This window comes from Sandaracinaceae bacterium, from assembly GCA_020633055.1.
Lineage (GTDB): Bacteria > Myxococcota_A > Polyangia > Polyangiales > Houyiibacteriaceae > JADJJE01.
Genome location: JACKEJ010000006.1, coordinates 615,951 through 627,499, shown reverse-complemented (window position 1 = coordinate 627,499; position 11,549 = coordinate 615,951). Strand labels below are relative to the sequence as shown.

13 protein-coding genes are annotated in these 11,549 nt (G+C 68.9%); all 13 read right to left on the bottom strand.

The window, feature by feature from the left end; genetic code table 11:
• Nucleotides 1–65: 65 nt before the first annotated feature.
• The 13 genes from H6726_12110 to H6726_12050 all read right to left on the bottom strand — a co-directional run bounded on the left by H6726_12110 (nucleotide 66) and on the right by H6726_12050 (nucleotide 11,469).
• Nucleotides 66–1,793 carry a radical SAM protein gene (locus H6726_12110; protein MCB9658383.1) on the bottom strand — a complete coding sequence of 576 codons (1,728 nt, stop codon included), beginning with the start codon at nucleotides 1,791–1,793 and terminating at the stop codon, nucleotides 66–68.
• Nucleotides 1,794–1,919: 126 nt separating this feature from the next.
• Nucleotides 1,920–2,204 carry a hypothetical protein gene (locus H6726_12105; GenBank protein ID MCB9658382.1) on the bottom strand — a complete coding sequence of 95 codons (285 nt, stop codon included), beginning with the start codon at nucleotides 2,202–2,204 and terminating at the stop codon, nucleotides 1,920–1,922.
• Nucleotides 2,205–2,655: 451 nt separating this feature from the next.
• Nucleotides 2,656–3,843, bottom strand: coding sequence for a lipid-transfer protein (locus H6726_12100; protein ID MCB9658381.1), 1,188 nt, complete (start codon nucleotides 3,841–3,843; stop codon nucleotides 2,656–2,658).
• Nucleotides 3,840–4,325 (bottom strand): OB-fold domain-containing protein, encoded by a 486-nt coding sequence (locus H6726_12095; protein MCB9658380.1) that lies wholly within the window; start codon nucleotides 4,323–4,325, stop codon nucleotides 3,840–3,842. The genes H6726_12100 and H6726_12095 overlap by 4 nt, the downstream gene beginning before the upstream one ends.
• A gap of 455 nt (nucleotides 4,326–4,780) precedes the next feature.
• Nucleotides 4,781–5,509 carry a hypothetical protein gene (locus tag H6726_12090; protein MCB9658379.1) on the bottom strand — a complete coding sequence of 243 codons (729 nt, stop codon included), beginning with the start codon at nucleotides 5,507–5,509 and terminating at the stop codon, nucleotides 4,781–4,783.
• Nucleotides 5,510–5,568: 59 nt separating this feature from the next.
• Complete coding sequence (locus tag H6726_12085; GenBank protein ID MCB9658378.1) at nucleotides 5,569–5,949, bottom strand: response regulator; 381 nt, start codon at nucleotides 5,947–5,949, stop codon at nucleotides 5,569–5,571.
• Nucleotides 5,949–6,314, bottom strand: coding sequence for a hypothetical protein (locus tag H6726_12080; GenBank protein MCB9658377.1), 366 nt, complete (start codon nucleotides 6,312–6,314; stop codon nucleotides 5,949–5,951). Before H6726_12080 ends, H6726_12085 begins: the two co-directional genes overlap by 1 nt.
• Before the next feature lie 108 nt (nucleotides 6,315–6,422).
• Entirely contained in the window at nucleotides 6,423–6,596 is a 174-nt protein-coding gene (locus tag H6726_12075) for a hypothetical protein (GenBank protein ID MCB9658376.1), read from the bottom strand.
• An 8-nt stretch (nucleotides 6,597–6,604) separates the two neighbouring features.
• Nucleotides 6,605–7,675 carry a radical SAM protein gene (locus tag H6726_12070; protein MCB9658375.1) on the bottom strand — a complete coding sequence of 357 codons (1,071 nt, stop codon included), beginning with the start codon at nucleotides 7,673–7,675 and terminating at the stop codon, nucleotides 6,605–6,607.
• A complete protein-coding gene (locus H6726_12065) occupies nucleotides 7,672–7,962 on the bottom strand; it encodes a PqqD family protein (GenBank protein MCB9658374.1) in 291 nt (96 codons plus the stop codon). The genes H6726_12070 and H6726_12065 overlap by 4 nt, the downstream gene beginning before the upstream one ends.
• Complete coding sequence (locus H6726_12060; GenBank protein MCB9658373.1) at nucleotides 7,949–8,899, bottom strand: hypothetical protein; 951 nt, start codon at nucleotides 8,897–8,899, stop codon at nucleotides 7,949–7,951. Before H6726_12060 ends, H6726_12065 begins: the two co-directional genes overlap by 14 nt.
• Entirely contained in the window at nucleotides 8,896–9,354 is a 459-nt protein-coding gene (locus tag H6726_12055) for a S24/S26 family peptidase (GenBank protein ID MCB9658372.1), read from the bottom strand. The genes H6726_12060 and H6726_12055 overlap by 4 nt, the downstream gene beginning before the upstream one ends.
• 6 nt (nucleotides 9,355–9,360) lie before the next feature.
• Entirely contained in the window at nucleotides 9,361–11,469 is a 2,109-nt protein-coding gene (locus H6726_12050) for a DUF4388 domain-containing protein (protein MCB9658371.1), read from the bottom strand.
• Nucleotides 11,470–11,549: the final 80 nt, after the last annotated feature.

Genomic DNA, 11,549 nt, shown 5'->3' with positions numbered 1-11,549 from the left:
CGCTTCGGTGGCGCGGAGGAATCGTCGCTGCTGACCTTCGCTTCTATCACGGGGAGTGAACTAGACTAGCTGCCCGCCAGCTCCGCTGAGGGTTCGGCCACGGCCGGGTCCGCCAAGACTTCGAGCACATGCTGGCTCATTGCGTCGATCGCACGGCAGATCAGGAGCTCGTCACGAGGAGGGAGGGTCGTCTCGCTGGCGCTGTGATGCACGAACGCCAAGCCCGATGCAATCCGGAACGCCGGGATGCCCTCGGCGGCACGACGGACGCTGAACTCGTAGTTTCGCCCCTCGACGTCTAGACGAGGATTCACCTTGTCGGGCAGAATGCGCAGCGACTCCAGCCTACAGTATCCTTTGGTGGCGCGATGCACGGCGTGTTGAGCTGAGTGCAGCGCTTGCGCCTTTGCCATGACCCCCTCGTTGACATGAGGGGTTGGTGGGCGCTCCCGCCTCTTGGATACGGTTCCCTCACTAAGGCCCCACCACTTGGGATCGACGCGCCCCTCGACGTAGTCCTCGATGCGGTCCGATTTGACGCGGGCTTCGGGCGGAGTGCAATCTTCATCAAAGGCCGACAAGTCGCTCAACCACTCCCCAATCTCTGCGAGGTCACGGGGTGACCACCCTGGCCCCGACCGCAGCTCCAGGGTAATTGGGTCAAAGTCCAAGCCGTCTAACGCTCCCTGCTGCTTCATGAAGGCGTCCGGCAACACCAAGCAGTGATAGACGCGCACCGCGCACGGGAGGTCACGCAACAAGTGCAGAGTTTCGCGGAAACCCTGGATGGAGTCACCGGGCAATCCGACGATGACCTCGACTGTGACCACCTTGGACACGTTGGCCAGGTCAGTGATCACCTTCGCGAAGTGCTGACGCTTGAACTTCCGGTCAATTCGAGTGAGCACGGCCTCGTTGGCCGTCTGTAGCCCCACGCCGACGTTGGCGTCGCACTCGCTGAGAAACTCGATGTGCTCGGGCTTCACGAGCGTCGGGTACATCTCGGCATCGAAGTAGCGATTCTTCAGAAAGCCGGTGCGCCTCGCGGCCTCGTGCAGGTTGCGGAACGCACGCGAGTTGAGATTGAGCGCGGCGTCAGTGAGAGCGACTCCAAAGGGGCAAAGGGTCTCGAGAGCCTCGAACTCGGCCACGATGGCGTCCGTGGACAACACCCCGCCCGCGGGGTCGAGGTCGCCCCATTGGCAGAAGCTGCATGACATGGGGCAGCCTCTGTACGTCTCCAGGTAGGCCATTGCATTCGGCGGAACGAGGCCCATCCGGTAGGGCGAGGGCAGCTTGTCGATGGAGAGAGACATGGTCTGTGCAGGCGTCTTCCGCCAGCCGAGAGGGCTGTGCAACGCGAGTCCGGGGATGTTCTCGAAGCTCCGAACGCCCTCCCCATAGCGGGCTGCCATCTCGCAGATCACGTGTTCCCCTTCGCCGAGAGCAAGGACGTCGATGGACCTCGCCGCGTCGCGAAACGGTGCAAGATCGAGCATCGGTGGACGTGCAGACGGACCGCCCACGATCGTGATGCAGTGAGGCCAACGTCGTTTGACCTCACGAGCCAACACCGTGAACGTTGGGAGCGACCAGAGATAGGCCGAAGCGGCCAAGATGTCAGGCTCGAACTCCTCTAGCGCGGCCGTCCATTCACTCAAGGGAGATATCCCCCTCTCGAAGACGCGCACCTCGGTGGTGGACAGCCGTGGATCGGAGAGAATGGCGGCCTGGAGTCGCCGACACGCCAAGTTGAATGCTGCCGCCATGGATCCGGTCGACCAAGGGCTCATGGACAAGAGTGCAACTCGCTTCGCGGCGTGCGCCATTCAAGAACGATACCGCACGTCATTGGGATGCGAAAGTGCACGCAATTCCGGCCAGCGAGCGACGCCAACGCGTGTGCGTCACGTTCGTCGCTACCAACCGAACGCGAACTCCCTCATGTCGGTGGCCGGCAAGACGGTCTCTGAGCCCACGTGTGGCAGCGGAAATCGACGCACGTCGCCGTCGGACCAAAGCACGAAGAGATAGTCGTCTCCATCGAGCGCCCCCGCACCGCGGAAGTCCACCCGAGCGGGCCGTCCGGCTGCCGTGGTCTCCGAGACGGCGATGGTGCTTCCCAGCACGAGCACGGAGTGGCCGACCCGGAACACGTCGTCGGACGAACGTAGGCGCTGCATGAACCGGCTCTCGTCGGGCATGGAGGACCGGCTCACAGTGGGCTGATGCTTCCGCCGACCAGCTCGACGCGCTCAGGCGCGGTCCTCCGCGGGCGATTCTTCGCCCGGGCGGCGCAGCGGAATGGGGTCGGGCACGGTGAGCCAGCCGATCTCCGCCACGAGCTCGTCGGAGTCGAGGCGAGCGCGAGTCTGAGCCCAGAAGAGGGGCGAGAGCTCGAGGTAGCGGTCCTCGGGCCAGGAGGGGAGGACGCGGATCAGGTCGCGGGCGGCAGAAGGGTGATGACCTGGGAGCGCTTTGCGGCGCTACTGAAGCACCATCCCCTGCCACCGCCCCGCATCGTGCACTCCGCGCTTGGTCGCCCAGCAAATCCACACCGCTGAAGAGCCGGATGCAGTAGTCCTGCACGTCCGGATCTGTGGGAGCCCTGGGAGAGTGATCTCCCGGGGCCACCCGGCCCAAAATCGGGGGCAGCTAGCCCTTCACGACCACGGACGAGCCGTGGCCGAAGAGCCCTTGGTTCGCGGTGACGCCCACCTTGGCGCCCTCCACCTGACGGCCCTCGGCCTGTCCGCGGATCTGCCAGGTGAGTTCGCACACCTGCGCGATGGCCTGGGCAGGGACCGCCTCCCCGAAGCAGCTGAGCCCGCCGCTCGGGTTGACGGGCACGCGACCACCGATGGTGGTGTCGCCGTCGCGCAGCAGCTTCTCGGCCTCTCCCGGGGCGCACAGCCCGATGTTCTCGTACCAGTCCAGCTCGAGCGCGGAGGCCAGGTCGTAGACCTCGGCCACGTTGACGTCCTCGGGGCCGATGCCGGCCTGCTCGTAGGCCGCCTTCGCGATGGAGTCACGGAACCCCACGGGCGGAAGGGGCACGGTGGCGCCCGAGTCCGTCGACATGTTGGGCATCTCGATGACCGTGCTGGGGAACACCGGCGTCACCGTGGAGACGCCCGCGACCGAGACCCACTTGGTGGCGTGCTTGCGCGCGTAGGCCTCGCTGGTGAGCACGATGGCCGCGCCGCCGTCGCTGGTGGCGCAGATCTCGAGCAGGCGCAGCGGGTCGGCCACCACCTTGCTGGCGAGCACCTCCTCGATGGTGACCTCCTTGCGGAAGCGCGCGTTGGGGTTGTGCAGGCCGTGGCGCGAGTTCTTCACCTTCACCTGGGCGAAGTCGGCCGAGGTGGACCCGTAGAGGGCCATGCGGCGGCGCGCCCAGAACGCGAAGTAGGTGGGGTTGGTGGCGCCCATCAGGCGGAAGCGCAGCCAGTCCGGGTCATCCGGGCGGTCGCCGCCCACGGGCGCGAAGAAGCCCTTGGGGGCCGCGTCCGCCCCGACCACCAGCGCCACGTCGCAGAAGCCCGCGAGGATCTGCGCGCGCGCGATGTTGAGCGCCTGCGCCCCCGTCGCGCACGCCCCGTAGGAGCTGGCCACCTGCGCGCCGCTCCAGCCGAGCGCCTGCGCGAACGTGGAGCCCGCGATGAAGCCCGGGTAGCCGTTGCGGATGGTGTCGCCGCCGCTCACGAACTGCACGTCGCGCCAGTCGATGCCCGCGTCGTCGAGCGCTGCCTGGGCCGCGTGCACGCCGTACTCGGCGAAGTTGCGCCCCCACTTGCCCCACGGGTGCATGCCCACCCCGAGGATCGCTACATCGCCGCTCATTGCGCGCCTCCGCTCACCTGCTGGGTCGCGCCCGCACCGTCGGCGACGGGCGTCCACTTCCACACCACATACTCGTTCTGCTCGTCCTCGTAGAGCTTCTCGACGACGAGCTCCATCTCCATGCCCACCACCAGGCTCTCCGCCGGGACCGACGCCGGCACCTGGCCCAGCACCGTCATCTGCTCGGCCTCGAGCTCCACCACGGCGATGGAGTACGGCACGAACGGGTCGGGGGCGATGTAGGGCGGGGGCGGCTGATAGTGCGCCGTGGTGTAGGACCACAGCTTGCCGCGCCGGCTCAGCGCGTACTCGTCGAAGCTGGTGGAGCGACACGCGGGGTTGCGGCAGGCCACTGTCTCACGCGGGAAGAAGACGGTCTTGCACGCCGTGCAGCGCGTGCCGGTGAGCGTCGGAGGGTCGGACATCGTGAACCAGCCCTCGACGGCTGGGACACGCGGCTTCTCGGTCTTGGCTTCGCTCATCGGTGCTCCATCGACGCGCGGCGAGACGCTCGCCACAGCAGCACGTAGGTAGAACGTGTTTCAGTATTTCGCAAGGCGCGGGGGCGCTTCGGGCCTGTTGACATGGGTGGTAGTTGGGGGGCACCAGGCTGAAGCCTGGTGCCCCGAGGCAGCAGCGTGTCCTGCAAGTCCGCCCCACTGCGGGGGCGGACTACCGGCTCGTGGGCGAGGGAAAACCGCAGCGATGTAGTGCGTCCCGCATCGCGATCAGCACGGTTGGCGTTGGCCCTGAGGACCCTCGTGAGGTGCGGCCGCCACCGGCATGCACTCGGCAACGTCGAGCCCGCTGCACCCATCCGAAACCGATCTCGACGTAGTCCGCCCCCGCAGGGGCGCGGACTTTCGGTGAGCACTGTGGCTCCGGGGCACCTGGCTTCAGCCTGGTGCCCCCCATCTCTGCCCCAAGCCCGGGCCCCTCAGCCCACGTGCTCCCAGGCCTGCTCGTGCGCGCTGTCCGCGTCGTGCCCCTCTTCCTCGGCGAGCTCCTGCTTGGCCTGCGCCAAGAGCGCGTCGAGGTCCCCCTGCAGCGCCAGCAGCGCCTCCTGCACCTGCTCGATGCGCGACGGGGCGAGCCCCTCGATCTGACCCAGCGTCTTGGTCAGGCGGCGCACGGCGCTGTGGGCCTTGTCGATCACTTGGCTGCGCTCACGGGCGTCGGTCCGCGGATGAAGCAGCGGGTTGAACTGGCGGCGCAGCGCCTGCACGGGCTTGCCCTCCTCGAACACGGCCGCGCGCAGCTCGGCGATGACGTCGTCGCTGGGCTCCACGTAGGGCGTACCGTCGTTCGCGGGCTCACCGCGCAGCGCCTTGGCGAAGTAGTCCACCGCGTCACACGTGGGGATCTTCTCGCTCACGCCGTCGCGCTCCAGCACGTTGGGCGCGTGCCGCGCGAGCGCCACGTAGCTGCCGGTTAGCTTGTCCACGGTGGGCCGCCGCATCTGCAGCTCGGCCGCGCAGTAGGCGTAAAAGTCCTCGTAGCCCCAATCCAGGTAGTACGAGCGGTCGCGCACGAACACCAGGGCGTTGGCCATCTCGACCCACGAGCGCTTGAACAGACGCGCGCGCTGCACGAGGTCGAGGCGCACTCCATCGGCGCCCATGGCGGCCAGGGCGGAGGCCAGCTGATCGAGTCTCTGATGCGACATCCGGCCCGTATACCGCATCCGGGCCCAGCTGGCTCGGAGGGATGGCGCGGTGTGCTCCTTCAGGCGCGCGGCTGCACGATGCGGTCGAGCGCGGCCAGCACCGCCGCGTGGTCGCCCGACTTGACGAGGGCGCCATCGGCCCCCGAGCGTTCGGCCAGCTGGGCCAGAGCTTCGGGGTCACGGGCCGAGTGGAGGACGATCTTCGCGCCCGTCGAGACCCTCAAGAGCACGACGCGCTGACGCAGGGTCTCGGTGGAGGCGCCCGGCATGCCCACGTCGAGCAGCACCACGTCCGGGGCCCAGGCGCGCAGCTGCAGCTCGAGCCCCGCGAGCTCCGAGTGCGTGGCCACCTCCCAGCCTCCCTGGCTGAGGAGCACGCGCATCAGATCCAGCACCACGCGAGAGTCGTCGACGACCGCGCAGCGTCGAGGCCGGTCCATCACGGCCGCAGCGAAGCCGTGACGCGCTCGAGCTCCGCTACCTCGCGATCGATGCTCACCCCCGTGCGCTCGGCGACCATGCGCTCCAGCTTGGCGAAGGCCCCCTCGAGCGCTGCGCAGGCCTCCTGCGTGTGAGGGGCATCGACGAGCACATTGGCCAGCTTGTCCGCGGCCTCCATCAGCGTGGCGCAGGAGCGCAAGCGCAGCAGCTGCGCCTCCCCCTTGATGCCGTGCACCACGTCCTTGAGCGCGAACACGTCGGCAGGGTGTCCCGCGCGCATCTGTGCCACGGCGGCGCGGCCGACCGGGATGCGCTCGTCCGTCAGCGCCCAGAAGCGTTCGATGATGTCTGCTAGGTCGTTCATCGGACCCCCCCAAGGGCCGGTGCAGAGGAGCGGGGCAAGGAAAACGGAACTGGAAACACGAACGTCAGCTGGCGAGCGCGAAAGGCCGCGAGGAGCCCCCGCGAGCGCTCAGGACGAGATGGGTCCGAGCGGGCACGCCCCTGGGTCGGCCTTCGCGGGGTTCACCGGTGCGCACACCGCCGCCACGGCCTCGAGGGGCTCGCGGTACAGGATGGACGGGGACTCGTAGGGCTCGCGCTCGGTGCGGTCGGTGTCGGCGCGGTGGTCGGTCGTGTTGGTCATGGTCGCCCTCATAGTACAGGAAGGAAGTAGCGCTTGGCTACCGCCAGGCGTTCGGTGGCGGGAGCGTACAACGCGAGCGGGTCACCAGAGTAGGTGTGCGCCGCGCCCGGGCAGAAGTTCATCAATTGCCCTGCGGCTCCGTGCTCGTCAACCATGCGCTTGACGGCGCGGGTGGTCTCGCGCACCCCGTCGAGGGCCCCGCTGCGACCGAAGACACGCTCGATTCCGTCACGGACGTTGCCCACCGTCACGCGCCACTGCACACACGGCAGGATGCCGCCCATCGGGTCGATCGCGACGTGGGCCGAGCCGGCCGCGCAGTGCTTGTCCGACGCCTTTACCGACTCCCGCCGGGTCTCGGCCGCGGCCCGCAGCGCCTGGCGCGCGGCTTCTTCCGTGGGGTCCTCCTTGACCGAACGCCTCAGCTGGAGGTCCTTCAGGCGCTGCCGACCCGCGTCGCTGGCCGTCAGGTCCACCGGGGTGCGGTCGCCGTCGTCGCGGGGCTTCACCTCGGGGTCCACCTGCAGCTGCGCGCCCAGCTCGTCGCAGATGCGGAACATGTCCGGAAGCTCGTGCTCGTTGTAGCGGGTGAGCGTGCTGTTCACCTTCAACCGGATGCCGAGACCCCGCAGCTCGGCCAGGTTGGCCAGCAGCCTGTCGAAGCTGCCCGGTACCCGCGTCTGCCGGTCGTGCACCTCGGCCGAGGCGCCGTGCAGGCTGACCTCCACGATGTAGGGGTCCACCTCTTCGCGTAGCCGTCGTGCGACGGTGCCGCGCAGCGCGTGGCCGTTGGACTTGATGCGCGTGACGAAGCCCAGCTCGCGCGCGCGCCCCGCGATGGCGAAGAAGTCTTTGTGCGCGAGCGGCTCACCCCCGCTGAACGTGAGGTTGAGGACCCCCATGTCGGCCAGCTCGGCGAGCGCCGCGTGGTACTCGGCAAGCGTCAATGGAGAGCCGGCCAAGCCGAGGTCGTTGTAGCAGAACTCGCAGTCGAGGTTGCAGGCGTAGGTGAGCTCGAACAGCACCGACGTCAGCCGGTGCGTGGTCCACGCCCGCTGGTTGAAGTCGGTCCAGCTCACGTGGGGCCCTCCGCAGGCTGGGCGACCAACGCACCCGCAGCCACGAGGTCGCGCAGCAATGCGCTGACGTCTTGCTCTGCCTGCTCGGAGCTCACCTCGAAGCGCGCGACGAGCCCAGACACCAATTCGGCGCGAGAGGCCCCCTCGCGCACGCCGCTCACCAGAGCGGCCGCCACCCGATTCACCACCAGCACCTCGCCCTGCTCCTGCAGCACGAAGACGCCCTCGCCGTCGATGACGCGAAAGCGGGCATGGGGATGCAGGGAGAAACGCTCAGGCTGCGACATGGGACTCGCTGTCGGCCACGACGACCGACCAGAAAGAAGGGTCTTTGGGGAAGTACAGCTTCCGCAAGGAGACGGCGGCGAGCAAGCGCTCGGCCCGCTCGAACACTGAGTCGCTCTCGAACGGGTCGGCATTCACGAACGGACAGGCAGCGACCACGCGCGCCAGGGCCTCGGACGGCGCGCACGCGCCCACGCGGGCCTCCGGGGCCTGCACCAGAGCGTAAATGCGCCGCAGCGGAACGGGCACGGAGCTGAGCGTATCGTGCCCGAAGTCCCCCGCGAACGGCATGGGCTGGAGCAGCGCACCCGGGGCGATGGCGCGCAGGTCGACGGCGTTCAGCTCGTCGGAGAGGATGGCGTGGCCGGTACCGCGGGCGGTGAGCAGCTCGCAGCTGGTGGTCTTGCCAGCCCCCGAGCGCCCGAACAGGATGTAGCCCCGTCCCCCCTCGGCCACCCCGGCGCTGTGGATCACCAGCGTGTCGCGCTTCGCCAGGTGGTAGACCGAGACGATTCGGAAGAGGTTCTCGAACACACCGAGGAAGAAGCGGTCCTCGAGGCAGGTGCGGGCCTCGACACGCGACGTCTGGCGGGTCAGTCGCGCCCAGAACGAGGGGCCCGCGACGTCCACCTCGTCGGCGTGGAAGTCGAGCGCCATGTCGTACTCCCAACACGTGGGCGGCGTGGGGGTGAACGCGTCTGCGGCCGCGGGCGCGAAGTCCACGCCGGGCCGTGCGAGGGGACCCTCGGTGGTGGCGTCGGTCGGGAGCTTCACCACGAGGCTCGCGAAGCGCTCGAGCACCACGTCGCGCTGCGCGGGCGAGAGCCCCCGGAAGACGAAGTCCGCGTCCGCGAAGCGCAGGGCGACCGCGCAAACGCCCCAGGCGGTGTCCGTCGCGGCCGGGACCCCCCGCACCAGGTACTCGCTGCTCGGCTTCATCTCGGGGTCGAGGGTGACACGGGACGGGGCGAACGCCTAGGGCGGGGCCAGAGGGCACACGCCCATCGACCCACGGCACGCAGCCGCACGGGGAGAGGAACCGACACCTGCGCGACCCCCGCCAGCCGAGCTGGTTGGAACGCCGGATCGGCGTGCGGCTCGTTGTCGGCCTGAGTGACGAGGAGTAGCCCACGACGCCCGACCCGCACCCCGAGAAACCGATGCACCGCCAGGCCGGGGTCCTCGCGGCCTCGCCGAAACGCAACGATATCGCCCGGCAGGGGCCACGCCGAGCGCGTGACGCGCACCACCTGGCCGTCCAGCAGCGCAGGCGTCATGCAGTGGCCACGCACGGTCACGCGAAACGCCGCGGAGTCGGAGCCGGGCTCGCTCAGCAGCTCCGCGACCGCCGCGCGGTGGGCCGCGCCGAACGCGGACGACGGAGGCGCAGCCACCACGGTCTACCGCGCGCCCTCGTCGAGGCGGCGCATGCCCTCGAGCAGCAAGCTCTCGGTAGGCTGGTTGATGGCGTTGCGCAGCGGCAGAAAGCTCGGGTCCAGAGCGAACTCTCCGTCGCGCAGGGAGAGCAGCGCGTACACGGCATCCGCCCCGCCCAGCTCTCCGAAGCGGGCGTCGCAGATGGCGCCCGCGCCGAAGTGGAGCTCGCCGCTGCCCGCGGTGGACGTGAGCGTGAGCTTGCCGGACTTGCGGCCGTTCGAGAGGATCTGGACGACGTCGGGCAGCGACATCTCCCGCAGAGAACCGCTGACACCGTGGCTCTGGGTGCGACGCGACTGCGACAGCACCTGACCCACCTTCATCGCGACCACCTCGGGCGAGGCGGGCTTGACCATGTAGTCCGCCGCAGAGAGCTCCACGCCTCGCTGCACACTCTCGCGGTCACCGCGGCGGGTGAGGAAGATGACCGGCGTGTCCGGCTGGCTGCCGGCGCGGCAGCGCTCGACGAAGCGGAATCCGTCCTGTGCGGGGAGATCGACCTCGGTGAGCAGGAGGTCCACCTCGTTCTCCGCGAGGATGTTGAGCGCCTGGTCGAACGAGCGCGCGATGAGCACGCGATGTCCGTGTTCCATCAGGCGCATCTCGAGCACGGTCGTGGACTCGACGTCGGGGTCGAGGAGCAGCACCGTGCGGGCGTCGTCCAGCAGCTGCTGCCGGACCTCGTCGCCCACCGCCAAGCGCTGCAGGAGCTGCACGATGGTGGGGTCGAAGACGGTGCCCACCAGCCCCTGGATGGCCTCGCAGGCCTCGCGCGGGGACAGCCGGCGTCGGTAGGGGTTCTTGCTGCTGGCCGTGATGTCCGCGTAGGTCTCGACCACCGCGAGGATGCGACTCCCGAGCGGGATGTCGCGCTCCTGGAGGCGGTCCGGGAAGCCGTTCCCGTCGAAGCGCTCGTACAGGTGGTTGAGCGACTTGGCGGTGCGGTCGCTCAAGCCAGCGCTCTCGAACAGGCGCATGGGCGCGGCGTAGGACTTCTGCGCCTGCACGCGGTGCCCCTCGTACTGGGCGACGTTGAGGGGCGTGAGGTGGTAGTTGCCCGTCTTGCCGAGGTCGTGGAGGTAGGCCGCGACCACGACATCGAAGGCGTGATCCTTGGGCATGTCGACCATCTCGCACAGCTTGCGCGTCAGGCGCGCCACCAGGGACGTGTGACCGCGGAGCTCGGCCCGCTCCTGCTCCACCAGCGTCACCATGACGTTGAGGGTCTCGAGGAACATGCGCGGCGACACGTTCAGCGCGTGCGCGGCGGGCTCGGGCTCGGGCGCAGCAACCTTGACGCCGGGGGACGCTGTGTGCGCAACGGTCGAGGCGACGGTCACGGAAGCGCTGGGGCTCTGATTGAGCGCGGCCATGAGCGACGCATCGGCGATCTCGACCATGGCAGGAGCCGCCGGCGCCGGCGGTGGCTCTGGTGCCCTCCGCGCAGGAGGGGCGACGCGCGGGCTGCGCTGAGGCGCCGAGGGTCGTCCGCCGTAGTCGTCCGTCCCGAAGTCCACGTCGATGTAGTCGCCGCGGGTCACGGCGGGGGTGCCCAGGGCCTGGGTGCGACGCTGCCGACGAGGCTGCAGGAGCTGGTCGAACGAGTCCACCTCGCCGTAGTAATACTTGCGGATGGCTGCCCGCACCGCCCCAGGGCGCGCGACGTAGGTCGTCACCGCGCGCGCCTCCGTGGCGACGCGGAGCTGCCGCGCCACCTCGACGACTTGGAGGTCGTACGTGACCACGGAGAGCGTCAACGTCTTGCGGTCGAACAGGATCGGGAAGGCGCCCAGGCGCTCGGCCAGCCGGCGCGGCACCATCTCGATCAGGGTGCGGCTCACCTGCGCCTTGGCGAGCTTCTCAGTAGAGACGAACTGTGTGCGCACGAGCTCCGCGACGGTGCGCAGCAGCTCGGGCTCCGTGATCAGCTCCAGCTCCAGGAGCGCCTCTTCGACGCGCACGGCGTGGCGCTCGGCGTGGTGCAGGGCGCGGTCGTAGTCGAAGGGCTCGATCAGGCCGTCAGCGGCCAGCTTGTCGATCACCTCGATACCGTCGGGAGAGACTCCGGTCATGCACTGGGCACTATAGCGCGTCGCCCGCGAGCGCTCGCCGGAACTTTCAGACCGGACTGAACTGCGTGTCTTCCCGTCGT